At 68.9% G+C, this 15039-nt stretch carries 9 protein-coding genes; 5 read left to right on the top strand and 4 right to left on the bottom strand.

What is annotated here, in order from left to right; genetic code table 11:
- Positions 1–40 precede the first annotated feature (40 nt).
- Genes RR42_RS02300 through RR42_RS02280 form a run of 5 tightly spaced genes read left to right on the top strand, consistent with a single transcriptional unit; the run spans position 41 to position 5484 of the window.
- A complete protein-coding gene (locus RR42_RS02300; RefSeq protein ID WP_052494414.1) occupies positions 41–763 on the top strand; it encodes a TetR/AcrR family transcriptional regulator in 723 nt (240 codons plus the stop codon).
- 27 nt (positions 764–790) lie between these two features.
- A complete protein-coding gene (locus tag RR42_RS02295; protein ID WP_082054785.1) occupies positions 791–1789 on the top strand; it encodes an HlyD family secretion protein in 999 nt (332 codons plus the stop codon).
- Positions 1786–2799: an ABC transporter ATP-binding protein gene (locus tag RR42_RS02290; RefSeq protein WP_043343527.1), complete on the top strand. Its 1014-nt coding sequence runs from the start codon at positions 1786–1788 to the stop codon at positions 2797–2799. Before RR42_RS02295 ends, RR42_RS02290 begins: the two co-directional genes overlap by 4 nt.
- Positions 2796–3974, top strand: coding sequence for an ABC transporter permease (locus RR42_RS02285; RefSeq protein WP_043343523.1), 1179 nt, complete (start codon positions 2796–2798; stop codon positions 3972–3974). The genes RR42_RS02290 and RR42_RS02285 overlap by 4 nt, the downstream gene beginning before the upstream one ends.
- Positions 3975–3984: 10 nt before the next feature.
- The gene (locus RR42_RS02280) at positions 3985–5484 is read left to right on the top strand and encodes an efflux transporter outer membrane subunit (protein WP_052494413.1); all 1500 of its coding nucleotides are present in this window, start codon (positions 3985–3987) and stop codon (positions 5482–5484) included.
- A gap of 71 nt (positions 5485–5555) precedes the next feature.
- Here the strand turns inward: RR42_RS02280 and RR42_RS02275 are convergent, their stop codons facing one another.
- From RR42_RS02275 to RR42_RS02260, 4 genes are all read right to left on the bottom strand, one after another.
- Positions 5556–6749, bottom strand: coding sequence for a pyridoxal phosphate-dependent aminotransferase (locus RR42_RS02275; protein WP_043343522.1), 1194 nt, complete (start codon positions 6747–6749; stop codon positions 5556–5558).
- Positions 6750–6868: 119 nt separating this feature from the next.
- Positions 6869–7204, bottom strand: coding sequence for a hypothetical protein (locus RR42_RS02270; protein ID WP_144409728.1), 336 nt, complete (start codon positions 7202–7204; stop codon positions 6869–6871).
- Positions 7205–7378: 174 nt separating this feature from the next.
- Positions 7379–13270, bottom strand: coding sequence for an excinuclease ABC subunit UvrA (gene uvrA, locus RR42_RS02265; protein WP_052494412.1), 5892 nt, complete (start codon positions 13268–13270; stop codon positions 7379–7381).
- Positions 13271–13613: 343 nt separating this feature from the next.
- Positions 13614–14966 (bottom strand): cytochrome-c peroxidase, encoded by a 1353-nt coding sequence (locus RR42_RS02260; protein ID WP_043343519.1) that lies wholly within the window; start codon positions 14964–14966, stop codon positions 13614–13616.
- Positions 14967–15039: the final 73 nt, after the last annotated feature.

Here is a 15039-nt window from a genome sequence, read left to right as displayed (position 1 = left end):
AATTCATAAATTAATATTAACTGCAGATTCAGGAGCCGCCATGCCGCCTGCTGCCGCCACCCCACCCCCAAGCCGCCGTCCGGGCCGGCCCGCCGCCGGGGATGCCGCCAGCGCCGGACAGCGCAAGCAGTTGCTCGACGCCGCCACCGAATTGTTCGCCCTGCGTGGTGTTGCCGCTACGCCGATCAAGACCATCGCTAGCCATGCTGGCGTCACCCCGGCGCTCGTGCACTACTACTTCCGCGATCGCGACCAGTTGCTTGACGCAGTGGTCGACGAGCGCCTGCAGCCGCTGGTGGAACAGGTGTTCGCGCCGGCCGCGGCCGACAGCGCGGACCCGGCAGCCATGCTGGTGGGCATCGCCGGACGGCTGATCCGCACAGCCGCCGCCACGCCATGGTTTCCCGGGCTGTGGATCCGCGAGATCGTTGGCGCGGACGGGCAGTTGCATCAGCGCGTGCTGCAGAAGATCGCGCTGCAGCGCGCCGGCCTGGTGATCGGCCCGCTGGCGGCGGCGCGCGCGCGCGGCGAGATCAACGCCAGCCTGGAGCCGGCGCTGCTGATGGTGTCGCTGATCGGCCTGACGTTGCTGCCGCTGGCTACCACCCATATCTGGCGCCGCCTGCCCGGCGCCGGCGCCATCGACAGCGAGGCGCTGGTGCGCCACGTGAGCGCGCTGCTGGCGCACGGCCTGGGGGTAGCGCCGATCGCCCCGATCACCCCGATACCGCGGCCCGGGCCGGCCACGCCGCCGTCCGCCTGAACCCAGCCTGCCCGCCACGGAGCCAGCATGCCTCGCCACGCTCAGCCTCATTCATTCCGCCCCGTCCCGAACCTGCGTGCGGGCTGGCCATTGGCCGCCCTTATCGGGGCCGCGCTGCTATCTGCCTGTGGCGAGCCTGCGCCACCCTCCTGGCAAGGCTATGTGGAGGGCGAATTCGTCAGCGTGGCGTCCCCCTTTGCCGGCCGGCTGGACCAGATCTCCGTCCAGCGCGGGCAGCAGGTGGCAAGTGGCGCGCCGCTGTTCGCGCTGGAGGCCGACGACGAGCGCGCGGCCCGGCAGCAAGCGGCGGAACAAGTGCGTGCGGCCGAGTCCCAGCTTGCCGACCTGCAGACCGGCAAGCGCGTGCCGGAAGTCGACGTGAGCCGAGCGCAGCTGGCGCAGGCGCAAGCCGCCTCGGTGCGCAGCGCCGCGCAACGCAAGCGTGACGAAGCCCAATACGCCATCGGCGGGATCGCGCTGGCGCAGTTGGAAGACAGCCGCGCCACCGCCGCCTCCGACGCCGCCCGCGTGCGCGAGCTGCAGCGCGATATCGACGTGGCCCGGCTGCCGGGACGCGTCGCACAGCAGGCGGCCCAGCAAGCCCAGGTGGCCGCTGCGCGCGCCGCGCTGGCGCAGGCCGAGTGGAAGCTATCGCGCAAGACCGTAGGCGCGACCCAGGCCGGCCTGGTCTACGACACGCCCTTCCGCCCTGGCGACTGGGTGCCGGCCGGCAGCCCGGTGGTGCGGCTGCTGCCGCCGGGCAACGTCAAGGTGCGTTTCTATGTGCCGCAGGCCGTGCTCGGCGCGTTCAAGAACGGCGAGGCCGTACGCGTGCGTTGCGACGGCTGCGCCGCGCCCATTGCAGCCACGGTCACCTACATCTCCAGCCAGGCCGAGTACACGCCGCCGGTGATCTACAGCAACGAAACGCGCAACAAGCTGGTGTTCCTGGTGGAAGCGCGGCCCGCACCGGCAGACGCGCCGAAGCTCCATCCGGGCCAGCCAGTCGAGGTGGCAAGACCATGAACGCGACCGCTGCTCCCCTGGACGGCGGGCCCGGCAAAGCCAGCGCCCTGGCCATCGACGTGCACGGCATCAACAAGCACTACGGCGACAAGCACGTCGTCAACAACCTGACGATGCAAGTCGCGCGCGGCGAGATCTTCGGCTTCCTCGGCCCCAATGGCAGCGGCAAGACCACGTCCATCCGCATGATGTGCGGGCTGCTGACACCGGACTCCGGCACTGGCACGTGCCTGGGCTACGACATCCTGCGCGAAACCGCCGAGATCAAGCGGCGCGTGGGGTACATGACGCAGAAGTTCTCCTATTGGGACGATCTCTCCATCCGCGAGAACCTGGATTTCGTGGCGCGCGTGTATGGCATGCCGCGCCGGCGCGAGGCGGTGGACCGGGCGCTCGAGCACCTCGGCCTGGCCAGCCGCGCGCAGCAACTGGCCGGCGCGCTCTCGGGCGGCTGGAAACAGCGCCTGGCGCTGGCCGCCTGCCTGCTGCATGAACCGGAACTGTTGCTGCTGGACGAGCCCACCGCCGGGGTCGACCCGAAGGCGCGCCGCGATTTCTGGGAGCAACTGCACCAGCTAGCCGCGCGCGGCATCTCGGTGCTGGTCAGCACGCACTACATGGATGAAGCCGAGCGTTGCCACAAGCTCGCCTATATCGCCTATGGCAAGCTGCTGGCGCAGGGCACGGCAAGCGAAGTGGTGGCCAGCCAGAAGCTCGTGACCTGGAGCGTGCAGGGCGAACAGCTCTCCACGTTGTCGGATCAGCTCAAGGGTGCGCCGGGCGTGGAGCAGACCGTGGTGTTCGGCAGCGCGCTGCACATTACCGGGCACGATGCGCCCGCACTGGAGGCCACGCTGCGCCGCATTGCCGGCCCACAGCACCGGATCGAACCGATCGAGACCAGCCTGGAAGACGTCTTCATCCACATGATGAGCGGCGCCGAGGACAATATGCGCGCGGGCAAGGAAACGCAAAAAACCAGGCGGGACGGCAAGGAGGCCCCGGCATGACGCGCGACGCAAGCGAATCGGCCAAGGCCACCAACGGCGCACGCTTCCCGTTCTCCCTGCAGCGCTGGTGGAGCATCGTGCTCAAGGAGTTCCTGCAGCTGCGGCGGGACCGCGTTACCTTCGGCATGATCGTCGGCCTGCCCATCGTGCAGCTGATGCTGTTTGGCTTCGCCATCAACACCGATCCGCGCCACCTCACCACCGCGGTCATCGCCGCGGACCAGAGCGAGTTCACCCGCTCCTTCGTGGCCGGCATGCAGGCAACCACCTACTTCAACGTGGTCGGCACCCTGCCCGACGAGGCCGCCGGGCGCGAGGCGCTGATGAAGGGCGAGGTGCAGTTCGTGCTCAGCATCCCGCCCGACTTCACCAGCCGGCTGCTGCGCGGCGAACGCCCGGCGCTGCTGGTGGAGGCCGATGCCACCGACCCGTCCGCCACCGGCTCGGCCATCGCCGCGCTGTCGCAGCTGCCGTTCTCGGTCGCCGACAAGGACCTCCAGGGCGCGCTAGCGCACCTGGCGGGCGGCAAGCCGCCCTTTGACGTGCAGGTGCAGCGCCTTTATAACCCGGAGGGACTCACGCAGTACAACATCATTCCCGGGCTGATGGGCGTGATCCTGACCATGACCATGGTCATGATGACGGGCCTGGCGATGACGCGCGAACGCGAGCGCGGCACCATGGAAAACCTGCTTGCCACGCCGGTCAGGCCGCTGGAGGTGATCAGCGGCAAGATCGTGCCCTACATCTTCATCGGCCTGATCCAGGCCACCATCATCCTGCTGGCCGCGCGCTGGGTCTTCGGCGTGCCCTTTGTCGGCTCGGTGGTCGCGGTCTACCTGGCGGCGCTGCTGTTTATCGCCGCCAACCTGACCGTGGGCATCACACTGTCGTCGCTTGCGCAAAACCAGTTGCAAGCGGTGCAGCTGACGTTCTTCTACTTCCTGCCGAACCTGCTGCTATCCGGCTTCATGTTTCCCTTCCAGGGGATGCCACGCTGGGCGCAAGCCATTGGCAACGTGCTGCCGATGACTTACTTCAACCGCCTGATCCGCGGAATCCTGCTCAAGGGCAACAGCTGGACCGAGCTATGGCCGAACGTGTGGCCGATGGCCCTGTTCACGGTCGTCGTCATGACCATTGCAGTGCGTTTTTATCGCCGCACGCTGGATTGAGGAGCCTGCCATGCATGCCTCGCCACACGGTAAATCCACATCCCGCACGGCTCTCGCCGTACTGGCGGCAGCCATGCTTTCGGCCTGCGCGGTGGGCCCGGACTTCACCGCGCCGGCAGCGCCCGCCGCGCCGTCCTATACCGAGGGCACGCAGCCAACGCGCACCAGCGCCGCCGACGCACCGCACGGCCAGGCGCAAACGCTGGAGAGCGGCGCCGATGTGCCGGCGCAATGGTGGACGCTGTTGCGCAGCCCCGCGCTGGACCGCGCCATCCGCGCGGCGCTGGACGCCAGCCCGACGCTGGCGCAAGCACAGGCCCGCATCGAACAGGCGCGCCAGGAACTGGTGGCCACCACCGGCGCGCGCCTGCTGCCGCGGGTGGACGCCAAGCTCAACACCACGCGCCAGCAGGTCGACGTCAACTCACTCGGCATCACCGCCTTTCCCAGTCCCGGGCCGTTCACGCTGTACGGCGCCAGCGTGGCAATCTCCTACACGCTCGACCTGTTCGGCGGCCAGCGCCGCGAGCTCGAAGGCCTGCGCGCGGCGGTGGACTACCAACGCTTCGAGCTGGAAGCCGCGCGCCTGACGCTGGCCGGCAACGTGGCCACGGCCGCCATCCGCGAGGCTGGCTTGCGCGCGCAGATTGCCGGCACCGAGGCCATCGTGGCGGCACAGCAGCGCCAGCTCGCCATCACCGAGCAACGCTTGCGCGCCGGCGGCGTGGCGCAGGTGGACGCGCAGCGCCAGCGCAATGAACTGGCGCAGAGCCAGGCCTTGCTGCCGGGCCTGGCGCAGCAGCTTGCGGCCACGCGGCATCAGCTTGCCGTGTATCTGGGACAGGCGCCCGCAAGTGCCCAGCTGCCCGAGTTCCGGCTGGAAGATCTCACCTTGCCCGCCACGCTTCCGGTGAGCCTGCCCTCCGCCATGGCAAGGCGGCGCCCGGATATCCGCGCGGCCGAGGCGCTGCTGCACCAGGCGTCGGCCAATATCGGCGTGGCCACCGCGCAGCGCTACCCGCAGCTCACGCTGTCCGGCAGCGCCGGCACGCAGGCGCTCTCCGCGCGTGATCTGTTTGGCAGCCTCAACGTGTGGTCGCTAGCCGCGGGACTGGCGCAGCCGGTGTTCCGGGGCGGCGAGCTGGTGGCGCGCAAGCGCGCGGCGCAAGCGGCCTACGCGCAATCGCTCGCGGCCTACCAGCAAACGGTGCTGCAGGGCCTGCGTGAAGTCGCGGATTCGCTGCGCGCGCTGCAGGCCGATGCCAACACCTTGCAGGCGCGCGCCGACAGTGCGAAGCAGGCCGCCGATACGCTATCGATCGTGACCGGCCAGTATCGGCTCGGCGGCGTCAGCCAGCTTGCTGTGCTCGATGCCGAGCGGCAGTACCGGCAGGCCGCGCTCGCACTGTCGCAGGCTACCGCCAGCCGCTTTACCGATTCCGTGGCCCTGCTGCAGGCGCTAGGGGGCGGCTGGTGGCAGGCGGAGGCGGAGGCGGCCGCTGCGCAGTAAAGCGCTAGCGGTGCCGTCTCAACATGAAGATGGCGCACGCCAGCCCGATCGCACCGCGAACGGCGCAGCGCTCACCGCCCCAGAAACCCGCGCAACCGTCGCACACCCTCATCCAGCCTCGCCGGATCACACGCATAGCACCACCGCACAAAGCCCTCCCCCTCGTCCCCGAACGCACTCCCCGGCGCCAGCCCGAGCCGTGCCTCGCGCACCAGCTGCTTGCACAGCGCAAGACTGTCGCTGGCGCCGGCCAGCCGGAAGAACACATACATGGCCCCCTCGGGCGCATGCACATCCACGCCCGGCACCACAGCCAACGCGCTCACCAGGTGATCGCGCGCCGCGCGCAGCCGGCCGACCAGCTCACGGGTAAAGGCCTCGCCCTCCCGCACCGCCACAATGCCGGCTTCCTGCACGAAGGACGGCGCGCACGACGTGTTGTACTCAACCAGCTTGCCCAGGTCGTCGGTGAGCGCTGCGGGCAGCACCATCCAGCCCAGCCGCCAGCCGGTCATCAACCAGGCCTTGGAGAACGAGTTGACGCAGATCACCCGCTCGTCGCGGCTGGCGATATCCAGGAACGACGGCGCGATGGCGCCATCGCCTTTGCCGTAATACAACCGCTCGTACACTTCATCGGCAATGATCCAGATGCCATGGCGCCGGCAGTGCGCGAGCACCGCTTGCTGGTCCGCGCGCGACATCACCCAGCCGGTAGGGTTGTTCGGCGAGTTGATCATCAGCAAGCGCGTATCTGGCGTCAGCGCGGCCAGCAGCTTGTCGAGATCCAGGGTCCAGCCGTGCGCGCCGTAATCGAGCGAGACGGTTTCCACCTCGGCGCCAAGGATCTTGGGGATTTCCACCAGGTTGGGCCACAGCGGCGTGACGGCAACCGCGCGGTCGCCGGGCCCTGCCACCAGTTGGGCGGCCAGCATCAGCGCGTTGACGCCGGCGCTGGTCACCACCACGTTGTCCAGGGCGGTGGCGCCATGCAGCGCGCTGACGTAGTCAGCGAGCGCGCTGCGCAGCGGGGCGATGCCCAGGTTGTGCGTGTAGAACGTCGCCCCGCCGGCCAGTGCCCGGCTGGCGGCGTCGCGGATAAAGGCGGGCGTGACCTGGTCGGATTCGCCGAACCAGAAGGGCAGCACGTCGGGCAGGCCGATGCCGGCATTGGCCACCTCGCGGATGCGCGAGGCGCGCAGGTGATGGACGGTGGCGCGGGCTGCGGCCGGGGCGCACGCAAAGCCGGACGGGCTGGTGGACATCTGGGCTCCTTGCGGTGTAAGGGTCGGACTGCGGTTCGGACTACGGAACCCACAGAGCGTACCGCAAAGGCACTGACGCCGGTATGCCCGGCAGCATGCCGAGCTGCCGGGCTGGCGGGCTAACGCCCGGGCCCGGCGGAATCGTCCTGCTGCGGCCAGCCGGGTTTCATCCGCAGGCCAAAGCTGCTGCGCGGCTGGACGTCGCGCTCGGGGCGTAACGCGTATTGGTCGTGGTTGACCTGCGGCGCGGTGGTGGCTTGCTGAACGGCCCGGGAGGTTGGCGTCGTCGCCGAGGCCGCGCGCTTGCCCGCCTTGGCAGGCGCGCGTACGCCGCTCGCGTCCGATGCGCCAGCGGGTGCCGCCAGCGCGGATGCGCTGGCCAGGGCGAGCCATAGCGCCGCCACGATGGCGGGTAGGCGGAGGAGGGAGAAAAGGGAAAGGGGTTTTGCTATCACGCTGTCATGCGGCGGCGACGCATGGCCTGCCCGGCCGCCACCTCTGTGGCGCACGGCTGGACCGGCGGCGGCCGCCAGTTGCTGAATCCGTCATTGTGTCAGCTACCGGGGCCGCCGGGTGAAAACGGCCTGCAGCCTCGCCCTCCGGGCAGGGGCGAGGCCGCCGCGCTGGCTTTACTGCGCCGCCGCAAGGCGGTGCCTGGCGTCGTTGCCGCTCTCTGGCGTTGCCTTGCCAGCCGCCTTGCCGCGGGCCAGCACCGGCGCCAGCGCCGCGCCGGTGTGGCTGGCCCGCACCCGCACCAGCCCCTCGGGGTCGGTCGCGGCGACAATGCCGCCGCCCGCCACGCCGCCTTCCGGGCCCAGGTCGAGGATCCAGTCAGCCTCGGCGATCACGTCGAGATCATGCTCGATCACCACCACGCTGTGCCCGCCATCGGCCAGCCGGTGCAGCACGCGGATCAGCTTGGCCACATCGGCCATGTGCAGGCCCACGGTAGGCTCATCCAGCACGTACAGCGTGTGCGGCGCCTGCTGCCCACGGCGGGTGATGTCGTCCCGCACCTTGGACAGTTCGGTCACCAGCTTGATGCGCTGCGCTTCGCCGCCGGACAGCGTGGGCGACGGCTGGCCCAGCGTCAGGTAGCCCAGGCCCACGTCCTTCATCAGCTGCAGTGGGTGCGCGATATTGGACATGGCGGAGAAGAACTCCACCGCCTCGTCGATCTCCATGGTCAGCACGTCGCCGATATTCTTGCCGCGCCAGGTGACCGCCAGCGTCTCCGGGTTGAAGCGCTGGCCGTGGCAGACATCGCAATGCACCTTCACGTCCGGCAGGAAGCTCATGCCGATGGTGCGCACGCCTTGCCCCTCGCAGGCCGGGCAACGCCCGTCGCCGGTGTTGAAGGAAAAGCGCGAGGCGGAATAGCCGCGCGCCTTGGCCTCCAGCGTCTGCGCGAACAGCTTGCGGATGGTGTCCCACACGCCGATATACGTGGCCGGGCAGGAGCGCGGCGTCTTGCCGATCGGGGTCTGGTCGACCTCCAGCACGCGGTCGATGCTTTCATACCCGGTGATGGACTCGCAACCCTGCCAGTTGTGCGTGACCTCCAGCTTGCGGCGCGGCTCGGTGCGCGCCGTGGCTTGCGAGCGCGCGGGCGCCTCGCTGCCAGCCGCCTTGCGCGCGCGCCGCGTGGCCGGCGACGACATCACCGAGCGGCCCACCGCGTCGAGCAGGTTGGCCATCAGCACATCGCGCGCCAGCGTGGACTTGCCGGAACCGCTGACGCCCGTGATGGCGACCAGCCGCGCCAGCGGAATGCTGGCGGTCACGTTGCGCAGGTTGTGCTTCGTGGCGTTATGCACGGTCAGCCAGCGCTCGGGTACGGCCTCGTTGTTCTTGCCCGCCGGCGTCACCTCACGGCGCGGCTGCAACGGATGCAGGATCGGTTGGGCGAGGAACTGCCCGGTGAGCGAATCCGCACTGGCCGACAGCGCGGCCACGCCGCCTTGCGCCACCAGCGTGCCGCCGCGCTTGCCGGCGCCGGGGCCGATGTCGATGATGTGGTCGGCGCAGCGGATGGTGTCCTCGTCGTGCTCCACCACCACCAACGTGTTGCCCTTCTCGCCGAGCTTGCGCAGGGCGTCGAGCAGGATCTGGTTGTCGCGCGGATGCAGCCCGATGGTGGGCTCGTCAAGCACGTAGCACACGCCCTGCAGGTTGCTGCCAAGCTGCGCCGCCAGCCGGATGCGCTGCGCCTCGCCGCCGGACAGGCTGGGCGCGGCGCGGTCCAGGCTGAGGTAGCCCAGGCCGACCTCCTCCAGGAACTGCAGGCGGCTGCGGATCTCGCTCACCACATCGCGCGCGATCTCGCCTTCGCGCCCGGCCAGGTGCAGGCCCTGCACCCAGCGGTGCGTGTCGGAGACCGTCCACTGCGCCACTGCCACGATGGGGTGCGTGTCGAAGGTGACCGCGCGCGCCACCGGGTTCAGCCGCGTGCCGCCGCAGTCCGCGCAGGGCGTATCGGCGACGTCATCGGGCTCCTGCTGCTCCGAGGGCAGCGTCTGCTCGCGCCCGCGGTTGTCGTCGGCCATCACGGTGTCGTCGTAGGCCGCACGCTGCTCGCGCGTGAGGGTCAGGCCGGTGCCCACGCAGCTGGTGCACCAGCCGTGCTTGCTGTTGTAGGAAAACAGGCGCGGGTCCAGTTCCGGATAGCTGGTGCTGCACACCGGGCAAGCGCGCTTGGTGGAGAACACCGTGGTGCTGCCGACGCGAGCGGTGCCGCCGTTGCCCATGGCATGCTGCAGGCCATCGAGCGGCGCCAGCAGGTGCATCACGCCCTTGCCGGCTTCCAGCGCCTGCCCGAGCAGCGCGCGCAATGCGGCTTCGTTGTCCGCGGACACGATGATGTCACCCACCGGCAGTTCGATGGTGTGCTCGCGGAAACGGTCCAGGCGCGGCCACGGGTCCACCGGCAGGAATTCGCCGTCCACGCGCAGGTGCGTGTTGCCGCGCGCCTTGGCCCATTTGGCCAGGTCGGTATAGACACCCTTGCGGCTGACCACCAGCGGCGCCAGCAGGCCCACATGCTGGCCCTTGTAGTCGCGCAGCAATTGCGCCGCGATGGACTCGGGGCTTTGCGAAGTCACGGGCGTGCCGTCGTGGATGCAATGCTGGATACCCAGCTTCACATACATCAGCCGCAGGAAATGCCAGACCTCGGAAGTGGTCGCCACCGTGCTCTTGCGGCCGCCGCGCGACAGGCGCTGCTCGATCGCCACGGTGGGCGGAATGCCGTACACCGCGTCCACCTCCGGGCGCCCGGCGGGCTGCACGATGGAGCGCGCGTAGGCATTGAGGGATTCGAGATAGCGGCGCTGCCCTTCATGGAACAGGATGTCGAAGGCGAGCGTGGATTTGCCCGATCCCGACACACCGGTGATCACATTGAACTTGCCGTGCGGGATATCGACGTTGAGCGCCTTCAGGTTGTGCTCGTGCGCGTTGACGATGCGCACCACGTCCTCGCCTTCGATGGCGCGGCGCGCGCGCGCCGCGCGCAAGGCGGCCTGCAAGGGCACGCCCGCATCCTGCGCGACAAAGGCATGGCCGACGGCGCGGTCGTATTGCAGCAGCGCCTTGCCGGTATGCGAGTGCGCGCAGCGCTTGACGTCTTCCGGCGTGCCCACGCACAGCACTTCACCGCCGGCATCGCCGCCCTCTGGGCCGAGGTCGATGATCCAGTCGGCGGCGCGCACCACGTCGAGGTTGTGCTCGATCACGATCAGCGAGTGGCCGCCATCGAGCAGCTTGCCGAAAGCGCGCATCAGCTTGGCGATGTCGTCGAAGTGCAGCCCGGTGGTGGGCTCGTCGAACATGAACAGCTTGCACTCGTACGGCATCGGCTTGACGCGCGTATTGCTCGCCTGCGCGGTCTCGGCCAGGTAGCCGGCCAGCTTCAGCCGCTGGGCCTCGCCCCCCGACAATGTCGGCACCGGCTGGCCCAGCTTCACATACTCCAGGCCCACGTCGACGATCGGCTGCAGCACGCGCAGCACCGCCGCGTCGCCAGCAAAGTACGCCACGGCCTCGCTCACGGTCAGCTCGAGCACATCGGCCACGCTGAGCGCGCGCGGCGGCTGGCCCGGCAGCGCGCGCTCGATCTTCACTTCGAGGATTTCCGCGCGGTAGCGCCGTCCATCGCAATCCGGGCAGCGCAGGTAGACGTCGGAGAGGAACTGCATCTCGACGTGCTCGAAGCCCGAGCCGCCGCAGGTGGGGCAGCGCCCGTCGCCCGAGTTAAAGCTGAACATGCCGGCGGTATAGCTGCGCTGCAGCGCCATTGGCGCCTTGGCGAACAGCTTGCGGATCTCGTCGAAGGCCCCCACATAGCTGGCAGGGTTGGAGCGCGCGGTCTTGCCGATGGGCGACTGGTCGACGAACACCACGTCGGCCACCTGTTCCGCGCCCGTCAGGCTGCGAAAGGCGCCGGGCGCATCCGTGGACTTGCCGAACTGGCGCGCCATGGCGGGATACAGCACGTCCTGCAGCAAGGTGGACTTGCCCGAGCCGGAAACGCCGGTCACGCACACCAGCCGCTGCAGCGGGATCTCCACGGTGACGTCGCGCAGATTGTGCTCGGAGGCGCCTTCGAGCACGATGCGCGGCGTCGCGGCGTCGACCGCGCGCGGCGTCCAGCGGGAGAGATCGGTCACCTGGCGATGGCCGGCAAGATATTCGCCGGTGAGCGTGCCCGAGCCGCGGATATCGGCGGGCGTGCCGTCAAAGATGATGTTGCCGCCGCGCTCGCCCGGCCCTGGGCCCATGTCGATGAGCCGGTCTGCCGCGAGCATCACCGAAGGATCGTGCTCCACCACCACCAGCGTATTGCCGGCGTCACGCAGGCGATGCATGGCCTCGACGATGCGGTTCAGGTCGCGCGGGTGCAGGCCGATGCTGGGCTCGTCCAGCACGAACAGCGTCTTGACCAGCGAGGTGCCGAGTGCGGTGGTGAGGTTGATGCGTTGCACCTCGCCGCCGGACAGCGTGCGGCTCTGGCGGTCCAGCGTCAGGTAGCCCAGGCCCACGTCGCACAGGTATTTCAGGCGCGTGCGCACCTCGGCCAGCAGCAGCTTGAGCGCATCATCAAGCATCAGGCTCGGCAGCGTTAGCTCGTCGAAGAACTTGCGGATGCGCTCGATCGGCATCAGCATCAGGTCGTGCACGGTCAGCCCCGGCAGCGCTTCGAGCTGCGTGCGGTCCCAGTCCACGCCGCGCGGCGCGAAGCGCTTCTGCGGCGCGCATACGGCGTCCGCACCCGGCTTGCTGCCCAGGCGCCACAGCAGCGCCTCCGTCTTGAGCCGCGCGCCGCCGCAGGTCTCGCACGGCGTATAGCTGCGGTACTTGGACAGCAGCACGCGGATATGCATCTTGTAGGCCTTCGACTCCAGGTAGTCGAAGAAGCGCTTGACGCCATACCAGTGCGTATTCCACTTGCCGTTCCAGTCCGGCGAGCCGTCGATGACCCAGGCCCGCTCGGCCGGGGTGAGGCTGGACCACGCCACGTCGCGCGGGATGCCCGCCTTGGCGGCGTAGCGCATCAGGTCGTCCTGGCACTCCTTCCAGGCCGGCGTCTGCATCGGCTTGATGGCGCCGCCGCGCAGCGTCTTGCGCTCGTCCGGGATCACCAGGCCGAGGTCCACGCCAATCACGCGGCCGAAGCCGCGGCAAGTCTCGCAGGCGCCGTAGGCGGAGTTGAAGGAGAACAGCGCGGGCTGCGGATCGGCATAGCGGATATCGCTTTCCGGGCTGTGCAGGCCGGTCGAGAACCGCCACACCTGCGCCTGCGCACCCTCGTTGGCCGCGTCGGTCACGTAGACATTGACCCGGCCGCTGCCGCGCTTGAGCGAGGCCTCGATGGCTTCCAGCACCCGCACCTTCTCGGTATTGCCCAGGCGGAAGCGGTCGGCCACCACGTCCAGCACCTTGCGCGGGCCGGTGGGCGAAGCCACCACGCGCTGCGCCTGCACACGCGTGTAGCCGCTGACGGAGAGCCACTGCTCGATCTCGGCATCGGTGGTGGTTTCCGGCAGTTCCACCGGAAAGGTGACCACCAGGCGCGGATCACCCTGGGCGGCACGTGCTTGCAGCTCCGCGTAGATGGTCTCCGGCGAGTCATGCCGCACGGGCTGCGCGGTCTGGCGGTCGAACAGCTCAGCGGCGCGCGCGTACAGCAGCTTCAAGTGATCGTTGAGCTCCGTCATCGTGCCGACCGTGGAGCGCGAACTGCGCACCGGGTTGGTCTGGTCGATGGCGATGGCCGGCGGCACGCCGTCCACCCGGTCCACCTGCGGCCGGTCCATGCGGTCCAGGAACTGGCGCGCGTAGGCGCTGAAGGTTTCGACATAGCGCCGCTGCCCTTCGGCGTAAAGCGTATCGAACACCAGGCTCGATTTGCCCGAGCCCGACGGCCCCGTCACCACGGTCATTTCGCCGGTGTGCAGATCGAGGTCGAGATTCTTGAGATTGTGCTGACGGGCTCCGCGGATACGGATGACACCGGATGACATGGGATGCGTCCTTTAAGGCGTGGCTAGCTGATGGCTTGCGTGCGGCGTGCGATTGGCGAAGACAGGCCTGGCGGGGCACACGAGCCCCGGGAGCGCGGCGAAAGCCATCGCGAATCGCGGTATTGGTACGGTCAGGCCGCTATCCTATCCTGAAGGGCGGCAGCGTGCCGCGCGCTGACGTGTGGCGCTGACATCTCCTGACAGAACGGTGTCAGGAGGAAATGGGGACGGATTGAAAAAAGGAAAGGCCTGCGAGGCGCCCGGCGCGCTGCCGGGCGCTTGCCCACCCTCCAATGCGTGCTAACCCGTCAGTACCGGCAGACAGCCACTGCCGCCAGGGCTCTCAATGGGCTGCAGGCAAGCGGTAGCCGTCGTTGAGGGTCTTCAGGAACGCGATGACGTCGCGGATCTCCGCCTCCGACAGCGCGGCCTTGCTGCCTGGCGCGCCGCCAAACGGCGGTTCCATATTGACATTGTCACGATACCGCGCCGGCAGGTCGTCGAACTTGTCGATGCTGCCGTCGGCCTTGCGCGGGTACCACTTGCCGGGATTGCTGTCCCGTTGCACGTAGAAGCGCAACACCTCTTCTAGCGAATGAAAGGCGCCGTTGTGGAAAAAGGTCTTGCGTTGCGCCACGTTGCGCAGGCCGGGGGTGCGGAACAGGCCACAGTATTCGGCGCGCGCCTTCAGGTCGGTGCGATCCGGCCCGCACAGGCCCATGTCGAAGAAGGCCGGATCGGCATTGACCGCCAGCTTGCGGTTGCGCGGCACGCCCAGCGCGATGAAGCCAAAATCGCTGAAGGCGGGAAAGACGCCATCGGCGCTGATCGCGCTGGGGTGGCAGGCCGCGCAGTTGCCCTTGGCGGGATCGTTGAACAGGTGCAGGCCGCGCGCCTCCTGCTCGCTCAGCTTGACCTGCCTGCGCAGGAACGCATCGTACTTGCTGCTGTAGGGATAGAACTCGGACGGCGTTTCCTGGAACACCTCGAGCGCCATCAGCGCGGCCTGGAAGGCTACCTCGTCGCGCTCCAGGATGTCGGCGCCAAACACCTCGCGCAAGGTCTGCGCATGCTTGCCGGTGCGCAGCCTGGCGGCCACCGCCGCCGCGTCCGCGTTCGCCATCTCATGCGGGGACAGCAAGGGAATGCCGGCCTGCTCGTGCGTGGAAGACGCCCGCCCGTCCCAGTTGTGGCCGCCGGTAGGGCCCTGGTCTTCGCTGTCGTTGCCGTCGTTCTCGTGGAAATGCTCGGAGAACGGCGGCACGTTCTGCACATAGCGCAGCGACGGCGCCGCGCGCGCGCCGGCACGCAGCATGTCGGGGCCGCCCAGTTGCACCGACAGGTCGTTGGCCGGCCCATAGGCGTGTTCCGGGCTGTGGCAGCTTGCGCACGCGAGCCGGCCGGACGCAGACAATGCGGGATCAAAGAACAGCGCCTTGCCAAGCGCGGCCATGGCCGGCACCTGCGGCCGGCGCGTTGCCATCATGGTGTAGAACGCGTCGGCATAGGCTGGCCGCGAAGGCGCGCCGTCCTGGCTGGCCGCCGGCGCGGATGCCGGGGCCGGGGCCGCGGCCACGCCCTCCTGTGCGGACTTGCCACAGCCCGCAAGGGTCAGGGCGATAGACAGCAGCAAGGCCCCGTTGGCAAAGCGGCGGATCGGCGAAGAAACTGGCGGCAGAACAAAGCGCGGTGGCATCTGTGCGGCGAAGTGGAATGGCCCGGGCGGGATGGGTGCGGCAGCCCAGGCACAGGAAATTCAGGAACGGGCC

Origin of the sequence: Cupriavidus basilensis, assembly GCF_000832305.1 — a bacterium.
Classification (GTDB): Bacteria; Pseudomonadota; Gammaproteobacteria; order Burkholderiales; family Burkholderiaceae; genus Cupriavidus; species Cupriavidus basilensis_F.
The sequence above is the reverse complement of the archived record's forward strand: the minus strand, read 5'-3'. Positions and strand labels throughout refer to the sequence as shown.

Coding starts and splice junctions, on each gene's coding strand:
- RR42_RS02300 (WP_052494414.1), top strand. CDS start 41: ATGCCGCCTGCTGCCGCCACCCCACCCCCAAGCCGCCGTCCGGGCCGG.
- RR42_RS02295 (WP_082054785.1), top strand. CDS start 791: ATGCCTCGCCACGCTCAGCCTCATTCATTCCGCCCCGTCCCGAACCTG.
- RR42_RS02290 (WP_043343527.1), top strand. CDS start 1,786: ATGAACGCGACCGCTGCTCCCCTGGACGGCGGGCCCGGCAAAGCCAGC.
- RR42_RS02285 (WP_043343523.1), top strand. CDS start 2,796: ATGACGCGCGACGCAAGCGAATCGGCCAAGGCCACCAACGGCGCACGC.
- RR42_RS02280 (WP_052494413.1), top strand. CDS start 3,985: ATGCATGCCTCGCCACACGGTAAATCCACATCCCGCACGGCTCTCGCC.
- RR42_RS02275 (WP_043343522.1), bottom strand. CDS start 6,749: ATGTCCACCAGCCCGTCCGGCTTTGCGTGCGCCCCGGCCGCAGCCCGC.
- uvrA (WP_052494412.1), bottom strand. CDS start 13,270: ATGTCATCCGGTGTCATCCGTATCCGCGGAGCCCGTCAGCACAATCTC.
- RR42_RS02260 (WP_043343519.1), bottom strand. CDS start 14,966: ATGCCACCGCGCTTTGTTCTGCCGCCAGTTTCTTCGCCGATCCGCCGC.